The following is a 24,503-nucleotide window of genomic DNA, read 5'->3' on the forward strand; positions in this document are numbered from 1 at the left end:
TTAATCTGCCTCGTAAAATTTTGCTGCAAAGAGTGCCTGAATTTCAGATAAAGCTTGTTCTTCATCTGCGCCTTCAAGCACTAAACGTAAAGTTGTGCCCTTGCCTGCACCCAGCATGAGCAAGGACATAATATTTTTTGCATCTACTAATTTGCTACCTTTACCAATTTGAATCGATGAACGAAATTTGGTGGTCACTTCAATTAGCTTTCCAGACGCACGCGCATGTAAACCTAGTTTATTAATTACGTCAACAGTTGTGTCAATCATGACCAGTGCTTCATTTCTCTGTGTAGGACTTGGATAGACCATTTTTCCTCAAGGGCTTTTTTGAGTCTATCGACGATATATACTGAACGGTGCTGCCCGCCGGTACAGCCAATGGATACCGTCATATAGTGACGGTGCCCTTCTGCAAATGCAGGCAACCACTTATCTAAAAAGTGATAAATGTCTTGGAACATTTCATTGGTTTGTTCACTTTGCAGCAAAAACTGTTGCACAGGCAAATCTAAACCTGAATATTTTCGCAATTCCAGATCCCAATGTGGATTAGGCAAATGACGCACGTCAAAAACATAATCGGCATCAAGCGGAATACCGTGTTTATAACCAAATGATTGTAAAATTAAAATGAGGTTATCTGATTGACCAAGTTTAGACAATAAGGTGTGCTTCAAATCATGCACACTTTTATCCGTGGTATCAATATGTACCGTGGAACGCAATTGTATGGGAAGTAATAAGGTTTTTTCTTCCTGTATACACTCATTCAAACTTTTAAAACGACTGGCTAAAGGATGTGGACGCCGCGATGCACTGAAACGAGAAATCAGTTCTTGATCTTGTGTGGTCAAATAAATGATATCCACCGACCCATATTTCTGTAATTGTTCAAAAACATGGTCAAACTCTTGCAAATCTGCGCGGGTACTGCGTACATCCACGCCTAGTGCCAGTTGTTCTAAATTATTGTCACGATCGAGCTTTTCCACAATTTCCGGCAGCAATGCCAGCGGTAAATTATCAATACAGTAATAGCCCAAATCTTCAAGCACCTGCAGGGCAGATGATTTTCCTGATCCGGATTGTCCCGTAACAATTAAAATACGCTTCATGGCAAGGCTGTCCTTTATAGCAAAAATCTATGCAGTATGCTTAACCTGCAAGTTATCAATCAGACGGGTTGTACCTAATTTAGCAGCAACAAACAGCACCACGTCCTGATTAAATGCTTCTATTTTTTGTAATTCTGGAGTACGCGCTTCCACATAATCCACAATAAAACCAGCTTGTGTCAACTTTTGCTTTATATTTTCTAACACTTCCGCAAGGCTGACACCACTGTGCAATTGCTGTTCGGCAGCAGTTAAACTTTGGTAAATGGTCGGCGCAATAGCACGATTTTCTTCACTCAAATAACCATTACGTGAACTGAGGGCCAAACCATCTTCGGCACGGGCAATTGGCACTCCAATCACTTCCAGCGGAATATTCAGGTCACGTACAAACTGACGAATCACTGCCAGTTGCTGATAGTCCTTTTGTCCAAAGAAGGCAAAATTCGGCTGCACGATATTAAACAGTTTAGTGACCACCACCGCTACGCCATCAAAATGACCCGGACGCTGTAAACCACATAAGTCATTGGTAATATCAGACACGCTAATATTGGTTAAACGTGGCTTATTGCCATACATTTGCTCAACGCTAGGCGCAAAAATAATGTCACAGCCGACATCGGCCAACAAATGGCTATCCCGCTCCAAAGTACGCGGATAACTATCAAAGTCTTCGTTTGGCCCAAATTGAATCGGGTTGACAAAAATGCTGACTACCACAACATCACAGAGTTTTTTTGCTTCACGAACCAGGTTTAAATGCCCTTCGTGCAAATTGCCCATGGTTGGGACAAAACCAATAATTTTTCGTGCCGATCGAGCTGGACTCAGTGAAGCGCTTAATCCCTGAATGGTCGTTTCTGTTTTCATGTTTACAGCTCAACTTGAAAAGTTTGTTCTTTGGCAGGGAATGAACCCTCTTGGACTGCCGTATGGTACGCCTTAAAGGCATCCAGAATTGCAGTTTCCCCTGCTTGTTCTTTCATAAAATTACGGACAAATTTAGCCACATGACCACCGGTCAATCCAAGCATATCTTGCACGACAAGCACCTGACCGTCAGTATCTGCGCCCGCGCCAATGCCAATGACAGGAGTATGGGGAAACAATTCACTAATTTCCTTACCCACCTGTGCCGGAACGCATTCCAGTAGCAGGACTGCAGCCCCAGCTTCCACCACAGCCTTACAGTCGGCAATCAGCTGATCGGCAGCTTCACGGGTACGCGCCTGAACTTTATAGCCGCCAAACACATGCACAGATTGTGGGGTTAAACCCAAGTGTACACACACAGGAATACCATTACGGGTTAACACCTGAACCATTTCGGCCAGCCATGCACCACCTTCAATTTTCACCATGTGCGCGCCAGCTTGCATCACTTGTTTGGCACTGATAAGTGCATCATTCAGTGTGGCATAACTCATAAACGGCAAATCAGTCAAAATAAACGCATGCTGGTTGCCACGGCGAACCGCTGCCGTGTGATAAGCCATATCTGCGACAGTCACAGGTAAGGTAGAATCACAACCCTGAATGGTCATCCCTAAAGAATCACCAACCAAAATTGTATCAATTTCAGCAATTTCCATTGCTTTCGCCATACTCGCATCATAGCAAGTCAGGCAGGAGAATTTGCGGCCTTGCGCTTTAAATTTTCTTAAGTCACTTAGACTAATCATCCAGATATTCCTCTTATGACGACTTTCTCAAGCGGTCATTCAAAAAATTAAATATTTGCCCAATTTTCTTCATCCAGCACGGTAAGCGACGGATGTTGCAATAGCGGTAAATCTTTTAATAATTGGCCTTTGAGTTGAAAATTTTCATCCAAATCAAGCAATGGCATCAATACAAAATCACGCTCCATGACACCTACATGCGGCACAGTCAAGCGCTCATTATGAATCTGTTGTTCGCCATAAATGAGCAGATCCAGATCCAAAGTCCTTTCGCCCCAATGACGCAGTCGAACTCGACCTGATTCTTGTTCAAAACGCTGCAATTCATCCAGCAATGCAATAGGTTCCAAGTCTGTAATCAGCTGTACAGCCGCATTTAAGTAATTGGGCTGATCTTGAGGCCCCATAGGAGGACTTTGATACAATCTGGAGGTTTTCACTGTTCCCAATGTCGCCAGCTTCTGCACTGCTTCGATCAGAATTTGACGCGAATCACCCAGGTTACTGCCTAAGCCAATATAGGTTACTGTCATCATTGTGTCGGTCCAAAAACAACCTGACTTAAATCACGCTTTACCCGTTTGCGTTTTAAAATTGGATGATCGTAGCCAATTTCGGAGCCATTTGACGAAGCAGACTGAACTGGTCTTTCAGGTTTTGTCCGGCTCTTGCGTTCACGGCGGCTACGAGGTTCAGGTTCGTTCACCAAAGGCTCAATCTCAGCAGCCACCAATTTAGTTTCTACCACATCTTCTGTTGCAGTTTTACGACGGCTTTTTGCACGTTGACGGTTGTATTGACTAATGGCGCGTTCTTTTTCGTCCGTCGTCATCTGTTGATACGCATCCCACCACACGCCCATGCCCTGGGTAGTGTCGTCGCCCGATTTCTCACGCAGCAACAGAAAGTCAAACCCGGCACGGAAACGCGCATGGGTTGATAAAGCCTGAATTTGTTGTGGCTTCGGATTGAGCAAACGGGTTTGCATTTCCCACACTTCACGAATAAAGGTTTCGGCAAAACGTGGAATAATGGTACGGGTGGCCTGACGTTTTAAAACATCCAAACCCGCCTGCGCTCTTGCCTCTGCAGGAACAACACCTTTACTTAAATAAAAGTTGCAACGCTCTAAGAACGGTTTCCACAACAATACCGCATAAAAGAATGCCGGGTTGATGGTCTTGCCAATTTGAATACGCTGATCGGTATTAATGGCAGCACGTTCAATAAAGGTCGAGATATCCGGGCTGATGTCTGCAAACAGCTGACGCCAAATATCAAAATCAATCAGCATCGGCAGCACACGATTCAAATGCCCCATGGTGAACAACTTCTGTGATTCATCATATAAGCGGTGCGGAGAGATATCACGCAGCAACTGGGTCATTTCAGGCGTAAAAATCTCTAAAATTTCAGGGGCGATACTAAAATTTAATTTTGCAGCGAACCGCAAAGTTCGGAGCATCCGTACCGGGTCTTCTTCAAAACGTAAGGTTGGATCGCCCAATAAACGTAAGGTTTTATTTTTTATATCATCAATGGCATGACAGAAATCGAGCACAATACCTTTACGCGGCTGGTAATACATCGCGTTAATGGAAAAATCACGGCGGGCAAAATCCTGTTCAATTGTGCCCCAATTATTGTCACGTAAAATCATGCCTGAGGCAGAAGTGACTGCCTTTTTAGGCGGTGCACGGAAAGTGGCAACTTCGATCAGCTCGCGACCGGCATAGACATGAGCCAGCTCAAAACGTCGTCCGATAATCCGGCAACGTCGTCCGAAGACTTCTTTCACCTGAGCCGGAGTTGCATTGGTCACCGCATCAAAATCTTTAGGATTTAGCCCTAAGATCAAGTCACGGACACCACCACCGACGATATAAGCTTCATAGCCAGCCTTGGTTAAAGCATCGATAACATCTAATATGGAAGAAGGTAATTGAGCGGTTGATAAACCACATTTTGACGCGCGCAAAGTTTGCAAAAGACGCTGTCTCCTACGTCTGAACGTAAAATATCTAAGATGACGCTAATCATATCTCTAACACAATCAAAGGGCAATTTGATTATCTCAATGCTCAATACTTTGTTCGATATTCTAAGCGTCTATCACCGTCCACTATAGGCCTAAGCGATCTTTATTCTTGCTAAAGAGTGCAGGCCCAATGCCCTTGACCTGTTGCAATTCTTCAATATTTTTAAATTTTCCATTTTTTTGCCGATAGGCAATAATCGCTTCAGCTTTCTTTTGACCTACCCCGGACAGTTCTTGTAGCTGTTCAGCATTGGCCTGATTCAAACTGATTTTAGTTGCCGAACTGGCAGGATTTAAAGCAGGCTTAGCCAGATAGTGCTCTCGTGTTGAGACCCGTGGTATTTTCAAGCGTGCATCATGGGCCTGCTGTTCAGCCTTCCATTTTAAATATTGCTGGTCAAACTGTTGAGCATAACTATTGGATACACTCAACAAAGACAGCAAACCAAAAATATAAGAAATCCCCTTCAGGATAGGTATTATTTTTTTCATTGGCAAACCTATTATTTTAATTGTTTTTTCGCCTGCTCCCAAAGTAGATCCATTTCTTCTAATGATAGGGCTTCAATATTTTTATGTTGTTGTTGAGCCTGATCTTCAATGAAAGCAAAACGTGTTCTAAATTTATGAATGGTACTTAACAGTGCCATTTCACTAGAAAGCCCTAGTTTACGTCCAACATTAATCAGTGAAAATAAACAATCGCCAAATTCGTCGAATATTTCGTCGGAATTTTGCTTTTGCATGGCTTGTTGCAATTCGCCTAATTCTTCATTCAGTTTGCCATAAGCACCTGCCACATCAGGAAAATCAAAGCCAATTTGCGCAGCATTTTTTTGAATTTCATGAGCTTGCTGGATAGCAGGTCCATGCTTTATCTCATCTAAACGTGATTGTGCTTTGCCCTGTTTTTCCTGTTGTTTAATTTGCTGCCAAAGTATCGATACATCTTCTGCACTCAATTGTGAATATTGCTGTGCCTGAAATACATGAGGATGACGGCGAATCAATTTCTCGGTAATGGCATTCACCACATCATTAAAATCAAAAGCACCTTGTTCGCTGTACATTTGTGCCTGAAACACCACTTGCAGAAGTAAATCTCCAAGCTCATCGCGTACTTCCTCTGGCTTGCCCTGCCGTACCGCCGCTTCGACCTCATAGGCTTCCTCTATGGCATATCGGGTCAGGCTTTGCGGTGTTTGCTGCTGATCCCATGGACATTTTTCACGTAGCTCTCGCATTACTGTCAATAATTGATCCATGTTGTTCTCACTCCCATCATTTCAGACACACGACCATTTTCATTATCCATCCTGCTGATGCTGAACTTAAACTCATAAAAAATGCAGCACAGCAAACACAATTGAAAGGAAAATCAGTTGCACAGTATAGGGATTAGTGGTTCTGTACAAGGCATTACGCTTTCTTCCATATCTGTTGTTCATGGACAGCTAGATTGAGCTTCATGTTCAGCTAGTAACTTTTACTCAGAAACCTAACTAAGGCTTGGATATGCAAAGGTAAAACGGCAATAAGAAAATAAGTCATGTAATAGAAAAAGAGCCGGATTATCCGGCTCTTTCTTACGGTGAAAAGTATTCAATGAGTGCTAAAAAATTTTAATCTATTTTAAAACTCAGACTTCAATGAACTTTTAAATATCATCAAGCACTTTTGGTTTTTCTGCAGAACTTGCAGGTACTTTAAATTCAATACCGGCTTTTTTAAACAGTTTAGGATATTCCACCAAAGCCATACTTGAGTTTTTTGCAATTCCCGAAATGTCACCCATAACATTTTTGGCATCTACTAAAGACAGTCCTGTATTGGTTAAACTGCCTGGATTTGCCATCATGCTCATACTGACTTGTTTAGCGCCTAAAGCCAAATCACGTGCGGTTAAACTTGCAATCACAAAGTTTGTTGCAGAATCTAAAAGCAATTTCTTTTGTTTAGTATCTAGTGCTGAAAGCATTGCCACTGTCGCTGCTTCATCTTTTTTAGATGCTTCTAGAACCGCATTTGACATCGCGATAATTTCTTTTTGAATTGCTTCTTTTTCTTTCAGATCAGAAGTCGTTTTCAAGCTTTTTTGTTTTGCTTTTAATTCATCTGAATCTTTCTTGCTTGCCAGCAATGAAGCTAAAGCACTACGGCTCTGAATAAACATAGCATTGGTTGCTTTAGCTTGAGTAAAGAAACCATTCAGATCCATATTTGAAGATGATACACCAGTCGCAGATTCTGTTAAGGTCGAAGCCAGACTACTGAGTGACCCAAAACCAGCATAGACGCTTGAAGCCCCCATAGATGCCGATACAGCTAAAACTATTGCAATCTTTTTCATATCTTGTTACCCCTATTGTGTAGAATCGGCTTTTTGCACGATTTGATTTAAAATTTTTGGTAAAGCTTCAAACATTTGAATGTTGTACATTTCCTGACGATGCAGGTGAGCAATGCCCTTTAAGCCAATTTCTTGCTGCAAACCATAAGCGCCAACTTTTTCAGCTTTGGCATTAAATCTGCGAGCACCACTTGCCATGATTAATGTGGCATCGCAATTAGATTTATCGGCATTACATTTCACCGAGTTTTCTTTGACTTCAATCTTAAATACCGGCTGTAAACATTCATCTTTCGGAACATAAAAATTTGCATCCAGATTCTTTTTAAAACCTGAATTCTCGGTCATACGAATGACCGCATCTTTGAGTAAGGTTTGCCCTTTAAAGCCAGCACCAGTGGCATAAAATGGTCGTTTCGACTGACTGCTAAACGCGTGATAAATGAGCGGACCAAAACCATAAAATGGAATTTCGCCGACTTGGTCGGTATGCAAGCCCGGGCACAAGACACGTGCCTGTTTTGAATCGCCAACTGGAGCAGAACTATCAATCAAAATACGGTCACCCGAACGTACCGGTAAACGATCACTGCTGCTTATCGGGAAATCTAACTGAGCGCTCACTTTTGTACCTTGGCGTTCAACAATGGTTGCTTCCCACGTCGGAATCAGGATATTGCGCTGCGCAGCTTTGTCCTGATGATAGACATGCACTTTCATGCCTGCACTTAATCGCTCACCAGCATCATCAATTGTGATACTTTGTCCGCTAGAACCAGAGACTTTTAAATCTGCACGAGTAAACTGAAGACCTTTCTGGAACTTTTGCCCCAATTGAAGCAATGCATTTTTTAACGCAACTTCTTTACGTGCTTCTAAAGAAAAACCCATACCTTCAGAAACAATATCTTTAATATCATCCGTCGCATGTGCTGAATAAATGACCCGACCGGAACGATCAATCATTTCTGCAAACACTTCGCTATGAAAAACTTGCTGCTGCGTCATCTTGCCAATCTGCTGCTGATAGGCAATCACAGGAATAACATTAATACGAATAAAAAATTCTGGCAGATCACGCTGATTGATATCTTTACTTTGTGCCAACGATGTCTGTTCGCTGATGCTTTGTGCCATGGCACTATAACGTCGGTTGACTGGCGTAAGTGAAAAGGAAGCCTGCTCACCTACGGCATCGGAGAAGATCTGTTCAATGAGATCTTTTGATTCACCTTGATAGGTTAAGACATCAACCACTAAAGCCTTGGGCTTGTTCATTGCCTGACGGGTATTGGTGGATATCTTGCTAAATTGTTTGGCATTGCCTTGCATTAATACCGGTAATGCAACGGCATAGTCGCTGTCAGCATGCACAATCCGGATTAAATCACCTTCTGCCGAACTCAATTCATCCTGTGCTGCAATGCCCTGATTAAAACCTTTATCTAAGACCAGATAAGATTTCCACTGATCAATGACTTTGGTCTCGATTTCCGCAACATTTAATTTAGATTTTAATCCCTGTGCCACTTGCTGGGTCAAGGTCAGCAAGGTACTTTGAAATTTCTGCTTAATTGCAGCTTTGGTTGCTGCTGATTCAAGTTCGCTGCTCAGCACCTGAATCGGTTGAGACAAAGTTGCACTGTCACTATAAATGACTTCGCCAGACAATATATTGGTGAGTTTCAAACTCAGGGTCACAGGCAGAAAAATTTCGGCCGTTGAATCTTTTTTAACAACGTATTCACTTGCACGGAGTACTTCTAAGGATGCCACATAAGTACGATGCTTGTTCTTTTGTGAAATAGTGGCAACCACCTGATCGCCAAAATTTTGCTTCAAACTTTGCAGAAAAATTTGCTCAGCCTGCTGACGTGTAGAGTCATTGTCTATTGCTTGACTGAAATCACACACAATTGAAGAACCATTGGCTTCATATGTATTCGGATCAGCACGACAACCCTGTTCTAAGCCAAAAATCCCTTTGGAAGGATAAATTTCAATATCTGCATGTGCCCATACAGTGAATAGCATAGGCAGCGCCAAACTTAGAGCCTTAAGTTTTATTTGCATTGCGTGCCACCAATGCAAAGGGTAATGGTGTTACCGGCTTGCAAGCGTTCAGCATTCGACAGCGTTGGATTGACTTTACGTAATGCTTTGGCCAATTCAGCAGAGATAGGCTTTGCACTCTTGTAGGTCATAGTCATTTCAACCAGTTTGCCATCTTGAGTACGAATATCCACATTTTCCGCACCGTCCATCTCATCCAGAGCTATATATAAATCATCGCCTAAACGCGAAGAAACATTCCCCGAAACGCTTTTCACAAAAATGGTAATTTCCTTACCGTACATCGAACGATTTTTTGCATAACCTAAAATCTGTGGACCAATCCGGCCAATTGTCAATTCACCTAGCTTATTCGCTACATTGGTTCGACATGTATCAGTCGTTGCGCCAGTTGCTGATTCAGTACGCGTTTCGCCGCCCATTAAGGTTGAATCATCGACTGAATAAATTTTAAAGCTTACTGCACCATCACATACAAATTGACCGGTAGCCTGTGAACGGCCACGATCATAAATATATGAACTTCCCGCCATAAACCAGTCAGCTTTTTCTTTGCGTGCGGCTGTTACCAGTTTATTCAACTCTACATCGCTCGTTAATTGCTGAATAGTCATACTACGACCATTCAAATACTGGCTTTTAAAACGGTCGGAATCGAGTAAGCGCAAATCATAACGAGAGGCTGAATCCGCTATTGCATTTAAAGTCTGGTTATCTCGTTCAGCTTTGGTGCTTGGGGTCTGATATTCCACATACTTCACAAAACTCTGAATATCATTTTGACGTTCTGACTGGCTGTATTTGGCTGACTCACTGGCATTATAGCTACTTGAAGAAGCCGACTTACCCGAGTTGTTATGACTTGCTGAGCGTGCAGAAACCCCTACACCTGCACCATAATAATTATCATAGGCATAACCAGATGCGGCAGCTGAACGTCCTTTTGATGAATAAGAATCGGAGGCACTGGCTTTGGCACTTTCACTGGCTTTATAACTGGCATCTTCATCATAGCTATAGCTACGATCTGAAAAATAAGAGGTAAATTCTTTGACCGGTTTGGAATTATCTTTAGGAACGCCAAAATACTCATCCATCACGATCATAATCGGGCTGGTGCGGCTATTTTTTTTCGCCAGTCCAAGATCGTTTAAAATCGAACGAAACTCTTGATCATCCATTTCTAGGCTGACTTGTGTCACCAATTCATTATTGCCTTGGGTTGAGCTGCCACGGTTAATAATGTAAGTAGAGTCAACTTGCTTCACTATGTCATCTAGATACTGCTGTGCTTCCCCCATTGCTTGTGGACCATTTATTTTTTTGATCATGGCAATGACAGCATCTGTTTTCGCATTGTTGAATGCTTGATTACGCGTAGCGTTTGGATCTTTTTTTATAATGGCTGCTTTACCTTCGCCATTCACTTTAATGATTTCCGCATTGGAGACTTGAACCGAACCCAAACACATGAGTGCCAATATGGTTTTTTTCATCATTCATACCCTTTTCACTAAAGTTTTTATCTATTAATAAGTAAAATTTATAGACTTTTAACGTGATTTTTATAAAATACAAAAAACATACAAATTATAACAAATTTAAATATCAACACCATCACATAATTTTATTTTTTATTGATTTCTTATGCCAATTGATTAATAAATTGATTTGCCTTGTAAAATTATTAACAAATTAAACTCCCATAGAATTTTATCAATTTATTCTTCTAGTTAACTTTGAGTACATATTTTAAAAACTTCGACAAATTTCACTCAAGGAAACATAAATAGAAAAGGAAACCAATGTATTAAAGAATGATTATTACGGATATTATTATTTAAATTACCCCTAACAATTGTATGCAATTTCAGATGAAAGAGCTGGTATTTACCCCCAAACCTACAAATGCAGACCGGTAAAAAACTAAATTTGGTTTAATCCATCAAAGAAGTCTAGCCATAGTTGATTCGCCGCATTGAGAATAGGCTTGAAGAAGAAGGCAAAATAGCAATTTCTAAAAAAATAGAACCTCTATTCTTTCATCTACTTTAGAAACAACCTCAGGCTGCAAGAATTGGAGTAGAATAGTGAAGTACCATTTACCCATAACAATTGGTAAAACTTTACTTAAAAAACACCTATGGGCATTGTCTAATTTTGACTAAAATTATTTTTACCCCCTTTTCAATAAGGCGATAATAATGAAAAATTCTCTTCTTATTTTAATCAGCAGCTTAAGTTTAATGGCATGTACCACTATGCCACATTCATCCGATAAAAATACTTTTCAGAATAACTCAATAAATTCGGCACCGAATGGTAATGCCACCAAAGAGGTTTCTGTCGATGGCAGTTATACGGGTGAAATTGTAGGTGATTATAAAAATTCTAAATTTTCCCAGTTAAAAATTGGGATGTCACAACGTCAGGTAGAAGATCTAGTGGGTGCTTCAACAGACCAAAGAAGCTATCAAACCGCCAAAGCCTGGATACCTGTTGCAGGTGCTTTTTCTAAAGATCAATTCCGTATCGAAGCCTATTATCCTGGCGCAGGCCGCTTACTTTATGCAAATAATGGAACGAAGTTATATCGAATTGAAGTAGATCGTAGCGAAGATGGCCTTCAATAATCCTTGCATCTTTCATCAACGATCTGCTCTAGTCCTATCTTAAATATCTCTCCATTAAAAACGAGTTATACCCTTAACTCGTTTTTTTGTTCTAAATTTTCTCTTTGTTGATCTGCCATTTACTCAGATTAATTTTTTATTCTTTATATCTTATTTTTCATTCCGTTATACAAAAAAGCATATTTTAAGATGACAAAAAGATTTTTATTTCAGGAAAAGCAAAACCCTTACAGGAAGTTTCTGATCGCCAGGCAACCGTGAGCATGACCTTGCCCAAATGAAAGTTTTGATAGGCAAATGTTCCAATTAAAGGATGACTGCACAATCCCCCATCATGCAGCGGATGAACGTGGGTATCCAGCTCATTTAAGTTTAACCGTACTCCCAGTCCGGCAGCTTTCAATACTGCTTCCTTGGTGGTCCAGACTTTAAACCAATACTCTGCATCCTGCTCCAATTCATTCCAGTATTTTAATTCATGAGGATGAAAGGCATGATTCGCCAAGGCTTCAAATCTGACCTTACGATCCAGGTCTTCAATATCCACCCCGAGATCCGGCATATTGCTACTGGTCGCCAAAGCATAATTTTTTTGGCTATGACTATGATTAAAATAAAATTTTGGAAAATTAATTAAATAAGGTTTGCCATATTCAGTGGTTGCCAACTGCTGCTGCTGAATTGTGGTCTGTAACTGCTCTGAGAGTAATTGATTGCGGTAATGATAGATTTGCTGTTTTTGCAGCTGAATTTTAGCTTTACGATCTAATTCATGAGACAGCGTCACTATACGTTCAAGCGCATTCACATCTACCCGTATCCATCTACTCACTTAAGATCGTCCTCTCAAAAACACAGTTACATCTTAAAAGAAAAAAGCCCAAAGATCACTTTGGGCTTTTAAAGAAACAGCACATTTGAAAATTAACGTTTAAATTTCTTTTCAGCTTTCTTGAACTTCTGTACATAACGACGCTTACGTGCTGCCGTGCGTTCATCAATTTGTGACTTACGCCCTTCAAACGGGTTTTCAGAGGTTCTAAATTCGATTTTTACCGGCGTACCTTCAAGTTTGTACACTTTACGGAATACGTTTTCTAAATAGCGACGGTAATCTGCCGGAGTTTTATCCACCTTGTTACCGTGAATCACGATAGTCGGTGGATTTTGTCCGCCCATGTGCGCATAACGCATTTTAATACGGCGACCTTGTACCATCGGCGGCTGATGCGCATCAGTGGCATCATTCAAAATTTGGGTAATTTTGGCCGGTGAAACTTTTAAATGCGATGAATCATAAGCACGGTGAATTGAAGGATATAAATCACCTACCCCTGTACCATGCAGTGCAGAGATTAAATGAATTTTTGCCCAAGGAATAAAGTCAAAACGACGGTCGACATCCAGCTTGCATTGCTTACGATCATACTCAGACATGTTGTCCCATTTGTTGATCGCAATCACCATGGCACGACCTGCTTCCAGCGCGTAACCAATTAAATGCAAGTCCTGCTCAACAATACCATCGCGTGCATCGACCACAATGACCACCACATGCGCATCTTTCATCGCTTGCAGGGTTTTTACAATCGAGAATTTCTCGATCATTTCATCGACTTTACCTTTACGGCGTACACCGGCAGTGTCAATTAAAGTGTATTTACGGCCATCGCGTTCAAATGGAATATAAACCGAATCACGAGTGGTACCCGGTTGGTCAAATGCTACGACACGGTCTTCACCCAAGAGGCGATTGACCAAAGTCGATTTACCCACATTCGGACGACCAATAATCGCTAAACGCAAACCGGTATCTTTATCATGCAGCTCCGGGTTTTCATCTTCAGGAACATCGGCAAGCACATCTTCAAGCATTTGCTGCACACCACGACCATGGCTGGCAGCAACTTGTAACGGTTCACCCATCCCCAGTTTGTAAAATTCAACCAGTGCAGCTTCAGCATGTACGCCATCCACCTTGTTGGCAACCAGGAATACTTTTTTACCCAGGGTACGCAGGTCACGTGCAATCTGTTCATCAGATGCAAGTAGTCCGGCACGTGCATCTACTACAAAGATGATCATGTCGGCTTCGTGAATGGCTGTTTTTGATTGTTCAGCCATGTAGGAGTCAATCCCACCTTCAGTTTCGCCAATACCGCCAGTATCGACAACGATGAATGATTTATTTTGATAAGTCGCGTCGCCATACTTACGGTCACGGGTAAGACCGGCAAAGTCAGCAACAAGCGCATCACGGCTCTTGGTAATCTGGTTAAATAACGTTGATTTTCCGACGTTCGGACGACCAATGAGCGCAATTACGGGTTTCATAAATTAACCTTTATTCAAGATCAGCCAGTAGGTCTGGTCTGAACAAGCAGAAACAATGGAAGAAATAATGGGCCAAAAATAAATAAAACACGGGGCATTGAATACTCAATCCCCCGTGTAAAAAAATACGGTTAGCTTAGTTTAACATAAGGCTGAAAAAAATTAACGATTCTGCCAGATGCTTAAAGCACCCTTACGGGTCGCCACATAAAGTTGATTGTCAATCACACGCAGTGTACGTACTTCACCACTGGTTTTTGAACGACCAATCAGCTGGCCTGTTGCCGGATCAATTAAATGCAATACGCCATCCAAATCACCTACCACCAGATCTTGGCCCAAGATCACCGGATTACTGAGTTGGCGATTCAGCAGGCTGTCGTTTTGCCATAATTGCTGACCTGTGGTCAGTGCATAGGCCGTGATTTTTCCATCAGCCTGAACAACGTAGACGGTATTATTAAAGACTTCAGGACGCTGGATACTGCTGGCATCTTCGCTCCACACAATTTGTTGTGCAGCCAGATCCATTACCGTCACCTGTCCCTGGAAACTGGTGGTTACCAGGAATTGCCCAGCAACAACAGGGTCACCATCCAGATCATTCAGACGCTGAATATCCGAACGCCCCTCGCTGACAGCAACACGACGCTGAATACGCGGCACGCCACTGATAATATCTAAAGCATAAATATAGGCATTGGATGAAGCAATCAGGACGGTACGTGGGTCAAGTGCCACTGGTGTAGCAACACCACGCAAGCTGAACTGTACATTCGGCAGGTTATAGGTCCAGACTTGCTGACCTGTAGCAAGATCATGCGCATAGACCGTATCATCATTGCTAATGGTAATGACACGACCGGACTGAATGAGTGATGCAGATAAAATGGCGCCTGACAACTGCGCAGTCCATTTTTGCTCACCTGTGGCCTGATCCAGAGCAAACAATTGACCTTTTTTATTACCAACCACCACAATGCCTTCACCGGCCTCTATACCCGCACTTAAACCCTGCTTGGAAACTTTTTGTTTCCATACGCGTTGTTTACCTTGATAGGCAGCCACTTCACCATTTGGATCGACGGCAAAAACCACGCCATTATCGGCATCTAAGCGCAGACGTAACGGGTCTGCTTTACTGGTCGAAGAAACACTTTGAGAAAATACAGGAACAAGATTTTTTGCTTGCACCAATTTAGGCAATGGATTCGGCTTAACCTCTTCCACCTTGATTTTATTGGTAGAACAACCGGCAAGTGCAAATGTTAAAATTGTTAGTGCAAACGGTATTTTGTATTTTCTATCCATCACGACTCATCCACTTGTGTTTCTAAAATTGGGCGTTCCACATCAGGATCATCAACTAAAACGCCAACACTTTCGAGTTTAATTTGTAAAATTTGACGTTCTTGCTTACGTTCAAGCAACGCATCCCATGCGCTCATATACGATTTTTTAGCATTTTCGATATCATTTTTAGCCACATAGACATCACCACGTGCTTCATCAGCAGTTGCCTTAAAGGCAGGATCGGTCACCGCAGCCAATGTTTTAATTGCATCGTCATATTTCTTTTGTGCCAGCTGAGCATAGGCTAAACGAAGCTTAACCACTTGCACTAAACCGGCATCATCCAGTTTGGAATTTTCAACTTTCTTCAAGGCACGTTCTGCATGTGCATAATCGGCTTTGTCATAAGCCAGCTTAGCCATCAACAATTGAGTTTGAATGGCCTGGACAGAATCTGGAGCTTCTTTAACAATTTTGTCCGCAGTTGCAGATAAGGCATTAAAGGCATTGCTATCGCTTTGTGCACTTTTTGCATCATCCATCAACTGTTGAACCTTGGCTGTTTGCTTTTGAGACTCAGCCAAGTTCTTCTTCTGCCAATATTCCCAGCCAAAAAAGGCAATCAACGCAATTAAAATTCCACTAATCATGGCAGAACCATATTTTTTAGTGAAAGATTTTAAGTTATCAAGTTGTTCTTCATCACTCAATGCGTTCATGGGATTACCTTTTCCTTATGTTATTTGGCTTATTTTGAAGAAAATTTTTCGATGATAAATGGCACAAAATCAGCCACTGCAATTTCAGTCTGTTCTGCTGTTGCCAGCTCCTTGACCAGAATTTGCTGAGCTTCGGCCTCACGATCACCAAAGATTAAAGCATAAACGGCACCGGCCTGATCGGCTTTTTTCATTTGGCTCTTCATTGAACCTTGTGAACCGGTTTTCAAACGGATTGTGCTATTGGCTGCTTCAAGCTGGTCACGAATCTGCTCGGCAAGAACCAAAGCTTTGGCCTGAGATGCTGGATCTGAAACCAGGAACATTTCACAATCACGAACAGGTGTGTTGTCTTCCACTTGTTCAAGCAGAAGCAACAGACGTTCCATACCCATGGCAAAACCAACAGCGGGTACAGACTGATCTGCTTTGCCTTTAAGCTGACCCACCAAACCATCATAACGGCCACCGGCACACACGGTACCTTGTGAACCTAAATGTGTCGTGGTCCATTCAAATACAGTTTTGTTGTAATAGTCCAGACCACGAACCAGTTTTTGGTTAATCACAAACTCAATGCCGGCATCAGTCAAATATTGTTGCAATTGAGCAAAATGCGCCAAGGTTTCTTCACCCATAAAGTCATGAAGTTTCGGTGCATTTTCTAAAATCGACTGAGTTTTTGTATCTTTAGAATCTAAAATACGCAGCGGATTGGTGGTTAAACGGCGCTGTGAGTCTTCATCTAAATCAGCTTTATGTGATTCTAAAAACTCAACCAATGCAGCACGGTATTCTGCACGCTCGTCAGACTCACCCAATGTATTCAATTCAAGCTGTACTTTATCGGCCACACCCATGCGTTTCCACAAACGTGCCGTCATCAGAATCAATTCTGCGTCCTGGTCTGGTGTTGCCACACCAAAAGTTTCTACACCAAATTGGTGGAATTGGCGGTAGCGACCTTTTTGCGGTTTTTCATAACGGAACATCGGCCCGATATACCACACGCGCGGAGTGGCACCACGAAGCAGGTTATGCTCCAGCATGGCACGTACACAGCCTGCTGTCCCTTCAGGACGTAAAGTCAAAGACTCAGGCGGATTACCTTTATCCAGAAAGGTGTACATTTCTTTTTCGACGATATCGGTTGCATCACCAATTGAACGCTTGAACAGATTGGTCTGCTCAACCATCGGCAAACGGATTTGCTGGTAACCATAAGCATCCATAAGTGATGCTAAATGTTGCTCAAGACGTCTCCACGCGGGGGTTTGCGTTGGAAGAATGTCATTAAAACCTTTGATTGCGACAATTGAACTCATGATTTACTCAGAAAAACCTGTGCGAATGATCTCTTTAGATTTAGCTTCTTCAAGCTCGGAAACACGTTGACGAACCATAGTTTCGATTTCATCAACCAATTGATTGGTATCGATTAAATGGCTTTTCTCGCCATTACGATACACCAGTGAACGCGGACTTGCACCTACTACGCCAATATCGGCTTCTTTGGCTTCGCCCGGGCCATTCACTTTACACCCAATCACGGACACATCCATAGGGGTACGAATATCTTCTAAACGCTCTTCCAGTGCCTGCATCACTTTAATCACGTTAAATTCCTGGCGTGAACAGCTTGGGCAGGCAATGAAGTTAATGCCGTTCGAACGAAGTCCTAATGATTTTAAAATATCAAAACCAATTTTCACTTCTTCTTCAGGTTCAGCAGCCAAGGAAATACGCATGGTATCGCCAATGCCTTCCATCAGCAAACCACCGAGCGCAATTGCTGATTTCACCGAACCAGTACGGTAAATACCCGCTTCGGTCACACCTAAATGTAATGGATTATCAATCTGCTGCGACAACAGACGATACGCATCCATGGTTAAGAACACATTCGACGCTTTCACCGAAATTTTAAATTCCTGGAAATTTAAACGATCTAGAATGTCAATGTGACGCATCGCGGATTCAAGCAAGGCCTGACCAGTCGGTTCGCCATATTTTTTCTGAATGTCTTTTTCCAATGAACCGGCATTCACCCCGATACGCATGGAAATGTCATGATGTTTTGCTGCTGCCACCACTTCACGAATTTTCGCTTCTGAACCAATATTGCCCGGGTTAATACGCAAACAGTCTGCACCGAGGTCAGCAACGGCTAAGGCAATTTTATAGTCGAAGTGAATATCGGCAACCAGGGGAACATTCACCTGCTTGCGGATTTCACCAAATGCGGCTGCTGCTTCCATACTTGGCACGGAAACACGCATGATATCGGCACCAGCATCTGCACAACGCTGAATCTGCGCAACGGTTGCTGCCACATCACAGGTTTCAGTATTGGTCATACTCTGGATGCTGATTGGCGCATCACCACCCACATACACAGAACCAACACGAATTTTACGAGTAGGACGGCGCTTAATCGGATTTTCAATCATGGATATCGCTCTATTCTTGACCCATTAACGTGACAAACGGAAATCTGCTTTTCCGTTCACGGTATAAGATGACAATGCAATATTTTCATTGTTCAAGGTTAAAGTCACCGCTGATGCATCATCCAGACGAATTTGGAACGGTGTTTCACCATTCAGCTTCAAGCTAGATGACTGACGGCCAGTTGCCAGCACTTTACCGGTTGCATCAACAATATGCACAGAAGTTGGATGACTGAATGCAAGTTCAAGCTGATCTCCCGACACTGCAGCCGAATTATCCAGATTCAATACCTGAACATCAGATTCAGCTGGAGCAACTTCCTGACTGTCATCTTGATTGGATGACCAGTTTTGCAGAGCCATCCCCGCAACCACCAATGCGATCAAAACTGCTAGTGCAATAAGAATTCGTTTTAACCATTTCTTATTACGGTCGCTATTGGAACCCGGCAACTTACCCATAATTTTAATGGGTGAATTGTTTAAGGCATGATTTGGCAATAATCCAGTATCATTTTGATAAATCTCATCAAAACGTTGAATAATAGAACTTGCATCCACCTTCAGGTATTTCGCATAGGTACGATAATAACCCTTAATAAAGGTGGCTTCAGGCAAAGCCTTATAATCATCTTGTTCTAATGCCGTCAAAGTTTTCACAGGGATGTTTAAATCTTTGACAACTTCAGTTAATTCACGCTTTTGTGCAATTCGAATTTGACGTAAGTACTCGCCTGGACGCTGAACATTTCCTAATGCAGTGGGTACTACGCTTGAACCATTCGATTGCGGTGAATTAGGATTTACTTCCATACGGCCTCAGTACTGTACTGTAATTGCAGATAACGTTGGTATTCCGGACTCTCAGGGAACAGTGCACGCAATTGGTTAACCAGGACCTGCGTTCCCATTGTGTCACTATTTGCCCGTGCAATTCGGATACCAATCCAAAGCGCACGTGCACCTTGATTCTTTTGACCGACACTACGCACAAACTGTTCATACAATTGTGTTGCAGGAGCGGTCTGCTGTTTTGCATAAAAAATTTCTGACAACTCTAACATTGAAACATAAGAGTCACGATTGACTTGCAGGGCCTGTTTGAATGTTTTTTCAGCATTCGAAACATCACCGAGTTTTAAGTAAATTCGTCCTGCATTTTCCAATGCTCTGTAGCGTTGATCATAGCCTAATGTAGCGCCTGCCACATTGAGCTGATCAAGCGCGTCATTATAACGCTCAATTTGATACAAATAAGTACCGTAGTTGTTACGCGCTTGTGCATTTTTCGGGTCGGCAGAAATAGCCCGCTTAAAATATGATTCAGCCTTATCCATGCTGATTTTACTGCCTTCTTGCTGCAGTAAAACGCCCATCATCATATTTACCGTTGAATCACGTGAATCAACCTCAAGCGCTTGATCTAAAGCACGTTTTGCTGAATCCAGGTCACCCGATTTAATATATTCTGCCGCCAATTGAGTGCGAACTTTCACTGCCTTTTCAGGATCTTTTTTTCCTATTGTTGCTGGTGTTTGACACGCAGTAACAAAAATAGCAGACATACAAATTGTTGTAATAAAAGCTAATTTATATGCGGGCTTTCTCAATTGGCATCCCCTTTTATTATCCTTGAGTGCGCAGAATCTCATTTTGCTGCGCTACTTTCTTTTTCCACTGTTCCGCACGACGGGTACGGTCAGCAACTTGACCCACTAACTGTCCGCACGCAGCATCAATATCATCGCCACGTGTCTGACGAATCGTACACACAAAACCGGCATCAGACAAAGTTTTTTGGAAAGAAATAATCCGGTTACGACTTGAACGCCCATATGGCGCATGCGGGAATGGGTTAAATGGAATCAAATTGATTTTGCTAGGCAAGTTTTTAAGAAGCTTAATCATTTGTTGTGCATGTTCAGGATGATCATTCACACCATCTAACATTACATATTCAATGGTCACATGCTTACGCGAACTTTCGTTACCGTCTTTGGCGATATAACGCTGACACGCCGCAATCAATTGTTCTAACGGATATTTTTTATTGATTGGCACAAGTTCGTTGCGCAGCTCATCGTTTGGCGCATGCAATGAAATCGCCAAAGCCACATCAATGTCTTTCACCATTTGATCGATTTTCGGTACCACACCTGAAGTCGACAAAGTTACACGGCGTTTCGACATGCCGTATGCAAAGTCATCCAGCATGATGCGCATTGAATTTAAAACAGCGTCATAGTTGAGCAGCGGTTCGCCCATGCCCATCATCACGACGTTGGTCACTGAACGTTCACGCTCAGCCACAGGCACATCTTCCATATAAGAGAAGTTTGCCATCCATAACTGACCAATAATTTCAGCCTGGCTTAAATCGCGTTGGAAACCCTGTTTACCGGTTGAACAAAATGAACAATCGAGCGCACAACCGACTTGTGAAGAAATACACAAGGTTCGACGTAAGCCGCTACGGTGTTCAGCAGGAATCAATACGGTTTCGACTAATGAGCCATCACCATCGCCAACTCGGAATACCCATTTACGGGTACCATCTTTAGAATAATTTTTATGCACCACTTCGGGCGCTTTAATTTCACAAATACGTTCCAGTTTTTCACGCAGTTTGCCCGAGATATTGGTCATTTCGGCAAAATCAGTCACGAAAAATTGGTGAATCCATTTCATCACCTGCCCTGCACGGAACTTCTTCTCACCCATATCTTCGAAGAATTTTTCCATTTGCGGACGCGACATGCCAAGTAAGTTCACTTTCTCGACAGCCTTTTGCTGTGCTGGAGCGGATGGAGTGTGTTGCTGTGCCTCAGAAACTGCTGATACAGCGACTGCTTCAGTACTCATGTGTATTACCTAAACCATGTCTAAAGATGAAAGGAGAAGCTCAATATGTGAGCAAAGAATTATTCAGGGAATAAAAAAACCAGATAAGTATAATAACACTTATCTGGCTTGAATACTTCGAATTAACGAGTACGTGGAGCAATCTCAGTTTGAGCGAAGAAGTAGTTAACTTCACGATCAGCAGATGCTACAGAGTCAGAACCGTGAGCAGCATTTTCGTCGATGCTTACAGCGAAATCTGCACGGATAGTACCAGGAGCAGCTTCTTTAGGGTTAGTCGCGCCAAGGATGTCACGGTGAGCAAGAACTGCGTTTTCGCCTTCAAGAACTGAAACAACAACTGGACCAGAAGTCATGAACGCAACGAGGTCAGCAAAGAAACCACGTTCTTTGTGCTCAGCGTAGAAGCCTTCAGCTTCAGCTTGAGTCAAGTGTTTCATTTTAGTTGCAACGATTTTAAGACCCGCTTTTTCGAAACGAGCAAAGATGTCGCCGATGTGGTTTTTAGCAACTGCGTCTGGTTTTACGATAGATAAAGTACGTTCGATAGCCATGATAGGCTCCTTAAGTCAATTGTTGACATGAAAATTTGGCGCATTATACCGAGATAATGCGTATTTTTCTGCTTTTCATCTGTAAAAAAATACTTTTTTAAGATGAGTGCTTAACGTGCTTCGTCAATCCAGGCCATTTGAATCCCTTCCAGCAAACCCTCGGTAGATTTAGTCGGATCATCACTAAAGTCTGGTAACGCACAAACCCAGGCATGTAAATCGGTAAAACGAATCCATTGTGGATCCACATCTGGATGTGCTTCAGAAAGCTCAATCGCAATATCAATAGTATCTGTCCAACGCAAACCCATAGCTATTCCTAATATATTCAAATCAGTTGCGGTACTTTAGCAAATTTTAGAAAAACCGCGTGAATTTCCTGATTTATCGACACGCATTTTTATAACATGATATTAAAAAAAGGCGCACTCACAATAATTCCACTGGCAACCACTGCACCAATCAATGCGCCCACCACGACATCACTAGGATAATGTAGACCTAATACCATCCGTGATATAGCTACCAAAATGGTAAATGGCAACATCAGAACAAGTAATACCGGCTGGATATATCCCAATACCGTACTTGCCATAACGGCATGTAAAGTATGACCAGAAGGAAAACTAAAATGATCCAGCGGCGGTTCCTGCAATCGAATGACCTGATGCACTTGATACGGGCGTGGGCGTACAGTTTTATCTTTTAATATTTTATAAATAGCCGTACCTACAAGCCCACTAATCAGTAAATATAACAACTGTACTATATATACTGCTCCTTCGAGCACCCACAAACTTGCCAACATAATTAGCCAAAATAAACCATTGCCAAAACGGCTGATCATTTTAAAAAAGTAGGCAACAGCTTGTGAATGTGAAAAATGATTCAGATACAAACAACCTTTTAAATCCAGATCCAACATCGTTATTTTTGCTTTTTTTAAATTCATGATGATGCTCCTTTAAGCTGCTGCTTAAAATTTAGGATGTCATTTCCATCTCCATCGCTACCCGATACAGTGCTTGCTCAAACTGTTGTACCGGGTATTGCCAGCCGATGTGCTGCACAGCTTTTCGGGCTTCCAGCCCCATATATTTCAATTGTTGGTTACTCGGCAACTGATAAATTGACTGCATAAAACCTGTCATATCTCCCAATGAGCTTAACCAACCTGTCTCGCCATGTTTGACATGTAAATGTGCACTGGCATAATTATAGGCAATGACGGGCAAACCACTGGCCATTGCCTCAAGCACTACATTGCCAAAGGTTTCAACCTGACTAGCAAACACAAAAACATTTGCACTTGCATAGGCTTGAGCCAATTTTAAACCCGATAGATTTCCGGTAAAAATAACATCATGACCTTGGCACAACAGCTCTAATCGCGCACGATCTGGTCCCTCACCCACAATGACCAGCTTGATATCCTGCTGGGTATTTTTCTTCATTGCGACATAGGCTTGAATCAGAACCTCAATTTCCTTTTCAGGAGATAAGCGTCCTACATACAGCATGACCTGAGTGCTAGATGTGGCCTGCCATTGTTGGCGCAAAATCTCTGAGTAATGGTGTGGAGAAAAACACATCACATCTACACCACGACCCACCACCTCCAAAGGGCAATCAATGCCAAATTCTCTTAAAATATATTCCGTATCTTTACTGGGAATACAGGTCAGTTGTGTATTGTTATGAAACCAACGTAAATAACGCTGAATCGGCTTAATTAAAAAGGCCAAATCGAAGTAGCGACTAAATTCCTGAAAAGGTGAATGGAAACCGCTCGAAACAGGAATACCCTTACTTTTAGCAGCTTGCAACACACTAAGTCCCAATGGTCCTTCGGTCACAATATGCACCACATTAGGTGCAAATTGATCCAATGCATTGGCGACTTTTAAAAACTGTGGCCAGCCAAATTGCAGACTTGGATATCGGGGAATAGCTTGGGCTTTGACTAAACACTCCCGGTTGGGTAAAAATTCACCACAAGTCAGCTTTTGTTCTGGTCGAATCAGTAAAATTTTATGTCCTTGCTTTTGTAGCCCCTTACACAACTGTAATAAGGAAAGTGCTACCCCATTAATTTCTGGCGGCCAGGTTTCTGTCACAATCGCAATTTTCAGCCGCGGGCGAATTAAATCATTGAGTATTGCGATATCATTACAAATGCGGTCTTGCTTATTTTTTTTAAAATAAAATTGGAAATTTTCTGGAAAATTTTGTTGTTTTAGCAGGCTGGTCGCATACAAAGTTGCCATACAACACCTATATCGTTATTTTAGATTTAGCTTAGATGTTATTTCTTTCAGTTTGATGATCTTTAGATGACCGTTTATTGAAACAATGTATAGCCCTAACAATCAATAAAGACAGACCATCACCTGC

The 24,503-nt window shown here is 42.2% G+C and carries 25 protein-coding genes; 1 reads left to right on the forward strand and 24 read right to left on the reverse strand.

The window, feature by feature from the left end:
• The 11 genes from B9T26_RS03130 to B9T26_RS03180 all read right to left on the reverse strand — a co-directional run bounded on the left by B9T26_RS03130 (position 1) and on the right by B9T26_RS03180 (position 10,760).
• A complete protein-coding gene (locus B9T26_RS03130; protein ID WP_086198359.1) occupies positions 1–270 on the reverse strand; it encodes an HPr family phosphocarrier protein in 270 nt (89 codons plus the stop codon).
• Positions 267–1,118 (reverse strand): RNase adapter RapZ, encoded by an 852-nt coding sequence (rapZ, locus tag B9T26_RS03135; RefSeq protein ID WP_086198360.1) that lies wholly within the window; start codon positions 1,116–1,118, stop codon positions 267–269. The genes B9T26_RS03130 and rapZ overlap by 4 nt, the downstream gene beginning before the upstream one ends.
• Before the next feature lie 27 nt (positions 1,119–1,145).
• Positions 1,146–1,991 carry a pantoate--beta-alanine ligase gene (gene panC / locus B9T26_RS03140; protein ID WP_086198361.1) on the reverse strand — a complete coding sequence of 282 codons (846 nt, stop codon included), beginning with the start codon at positions 1,989–1,991 and terminating at the stop codon, positions 1,146–1,148.
• 2 nt (positions 1,992–1,993) lie between these two features.
• Positions 1,994–2,803 carry a 3-methyl-2-oxobutanoate hydroxymethyltransferase gene (panB, locus tag B9T26_RS03145; protein ID WP_086198362.1) on the reverse strand — a complete coding sequence of 270 codons (810 nt, stop codon included), beginning with the start codon at positions 2,801–2,803 and terminating at the stop codon, positions 1,994–1,996.
• Between the two features lie 47 nt (positions 2,804–2,850).
• Entirely contained in the window at positions 2,851–3,336 is a 486-nt protein-coding gene (folK, locus tag B9T26_RS03150; protein ID WP_171262923.1) for a 2-amino-4-hydroxy-6-hydroxymethyldihydropteridine diphosphokinase, read from the reverse strand.
• On the reverse strand, positions 3,336–4,790 hold the full coding sequence (pcnB, locus tag B9T26_RS03155) for a polynucleotide adenylyltransferase PcnB (RefSeq protein ID WP_086198364.1): 1,455 nt from the start codon (positions 4,788–4,790) through the stop codon (positions 3,336–3,338). The genes folK and pcnB overlap by 1 nt, the downstream gene beginning before the upstream one ends.
• Before the next feature lie 135 nt (positions 4,791–4,925).
• Positions 4,926–5,333 carry a ComEA family DNA-binding protein gene (locus B9T26_RS03160; RefSeq protein WP_086198365.1) on the reverse strand — a complete coding sequence of 136 codons (408 nt, stop codon included), beginning with the start codon at positions 5,331–5,333 and terminating at the stop codon, positions 4,926–4,928.
• An 11-nt stretch (positions 5,334–5,344) separates the two neighbouring features.
• Positions 5,345–6,106: a nucleoside triphosphate pyrophosphohydrolase gene (gene mazG / locus B9T26_RS03165; RefSeq protein WP_086198366.1), complete on the reverse strand. Its 762-nt coding sequence runs from the start codon at positions 6,104–6,106 to the stop codon at positions 5,345–5,347.
• Positions 6,107–6,498: 392 nt separating this feature from the next.
• The gene (locus B9T26_RS03170) at positions 6,499–7,191 is read right to left on the reverse strand and encodes a hypothetical protein (RefSeq protein WP_086198367.1); all 693 of its coding nucleotides are present in this window, start codon (positions 7,189–7,191) and stop codon (positions 6,499–6,501) included.
• Positions 7,192–7,203: 12 nt separating this feature from the next.
• A complete protein-coding gene (locus tag B9T26_RS03175; RefSeq protein WP_086198368.1) occupies positions 7,204–9,264 on the reverse strand; it encodes a hypothetical protein in 2,061 nt (686 codons plus the stop codon).
• Positions 9,255–10,760, reverse strand: a complete 1,506-nt coding sequence (locus tag B9T26_RS03180) for a hypothetical protein (RefSeq protein WP_086198369.1) — start codon at positions 10,758–10,760, stop codon at positions 9,255–9,257. The genes B9T26_RS03175 and B9T26_RS03180 overlap by 10 nt, the downstream gene beginning before the upstream one ends.
• A 708-nt stretch (positions 10,761–11,468) precedes the next feature.
• Between B9T26_RS03180 and B9T26_RS03185 the strand changes: the two genes are divergently transcribed.
• Positions 11,469–11,897, forward strand: a complete 429-nt coding sequence (locus B9T26_RS03185) for a hypothetical protein (protein WP_086198370.1) — start codon at positions 11,469–11,471, stop codon at positions 11,895–11,897.
• A 184-nt stretch (positions 11,898–12,081) separates the two neighbouring features.
• Here B9T26_RS03185 and B9T26_RS03190 read toward each other — a convergent pair whose 3' ends face one another.
• The 13 genes from B9T26_RS03190 to B9T26_RS03250 form a co-directional block, all read right to left on the reverse strand.
• Positions 12,082–12,729, reverse strand: a complete 648-nt coding sequence (locus B9T26_RS03190; protein ID WP_086198371.1) for a 4'-phosphopantetheinyl transferase family protein — start codon at positions 12,727–12,729, stop codon at positions 12,082–12,084.
• A gap of 92 nt (positions 12,730–12,821) precedes the next feature.
• A complete protein-coding gene (der, locus tag B9T26_RS03195; protein ID WP_086198372.1) occupies positions 12,822–14,231 on the reverse strand; it encodes a ribosome biogenesis GTPase Der in 1,410 nt (469 codons plus the stop codon).
• 162 nt (positions 14,232–14,393) lie between these two features.
• Positions 14,394–15,542 (reverse strand): outer membrane protein assembly factor BamB, encoded by a 1,149-nt coding sequence (bamB, locus tag B9T26_RS03200; protein ID WP_086198373.1) that lies wholly within the window; start codon positions 15,540–15,542, stop codon positions 14,394–14,396.
• Entirely contained in the window at positions 15,542–16,243 is a 702-nt protein-coding gene (locus B9T26_RS03205) for a YfgM family protein (protein WP_086198374.1), read from the reverse strand. Before B9T26_RS03205 ends, bamB begins: the two co-directional genes overlap by 1 nt.
• Before the next feature lie 29 nt (positions 16,244–16,272).
• Positions 16,273–17,568: a histidine--tRNA ligase gene (gene hisS, locus B9T26_RS03210; RefSeq protein ID WP_086198375.1), complete on the reverse strand. Its 1,296-nt coding sequence runs from the start codon at positions 17,566–17,568 to the stop codon at positions 16,273–16,275.
• Positions 17,569–17,571: 3 nt separating this feature from the next.
• Complete coding sequence (gene ispG, locus B9T26_RS03215) at positions 17,572–18,693, reverse strand: flavodoxin-dependent (E)-4-hydroxy-3-methylbut-2-enyl-diphosphate synthase (RefSeq protein ID WP_086198376.1); 1,122 nt, start codon at positions 18,691–18,693, stop codon at positions 17,572–17,574.
• 24 nt (positions 18,694–18,717) lie between these two features.
• Positions 18,718–19,506 (reverse strand): helix-turn-helix domain-containing protein, encoded by a 789-nt coding sequence (locus B9T26_RS03220; RefSeq protein WP_086198377.1) that lies wholly within the window; start codon positions 19,504–19,506, stop codon positions 18,718–18,720.
• Positions 19,497–20,258 (reverse strand): type IV pilus biogenesis/stability protein PilW, encoded by a 762-nt coding sequence (gene pilW, locus B9T26_RS03225; RefSeq protein ID WP_171262920.1) that lies wholly within the window; start codon positions 20,256–20,258, stop codon positions 19,497–19,499. The genes B9T26_RS03220 and pilW overlap by 10 nt, the downstream gene beginning before the upstream one ends.
• Positions 20,259–20,319: 61 nt before the next feature.
• Positions 20,320–21,555, reverse strand: a complete 1,236-nt coding sequence (gene rlmN, locus B9T26_RS03230; protein WP_086198379.1) for a 23S rRNA (adenine(2503)-C(2))-methyltransferase RlmN — start codon at positions 21,553–21,555, stop codon at positions 20,320–20,322.
• Between the two features lie 122 nt (positions 21,556–21,677).
• Positions 21,678–22,109: a nucleoside-diphosphate kinase gene (gene ndk / locus B9T26_RS03235; protein WP_035265623.1), complete on the reverse strand. Its 432-nt coding sequence runs from the start codon at positions 22,107–22,109 to the stop codon at positions 21,678–21,680.
• A gap of 110 nt (positions 22,110–22,219) precedes the next feature.
• A complete protein-coding gene (gene iscX / locus B9T26_RS03240; RefSeq protein WP_086175858.1) occupies positions 22,220–22,420 on the reverse strand; it encodes a Fe-S cluster assembly protein IscX in 201 nt (66 codons plus the stop codon).
• 89 nt (positions 22,421–22,509) lie between these two features.
• Entirely contained in the window at positions 22,510–23,061 is a 552-nt protein-coding gene (locus tag B9T26_RS03245; RefSeq protein WP_086198380.1) for a phosphatase PAP2 family protein, read from the reverse strand.
• A gap of 31 nt (positions 23,062–23,092) precedes the next feature.
• Positions 23,093–24,376 carry a glycosyltransferase family 4 protein gene (locus tag B9T26_RS03250; RefSeq protein ID WP_086198381.1) on the reverse strand — a complete coding sequence of 428 codons (1,284 nt, stop codon included), beginning with the start codon at positions 24,374–24,376 and terminating at the stop codon, positions 23,093–23,095.
• Positions 24,377–24,503 lie beyond the last annotated feature (127 nt).

It is taken from the genome of Acinetobacter sp. ANC 4169, assembly GCF_002135355.1.
Taxonomy (GTDB): domain Bacteria; phylum Pseudomonadota; class Gammaproteobacteria; order Pseudomonadales; family Moraxellaceae; genus Acinetobacter.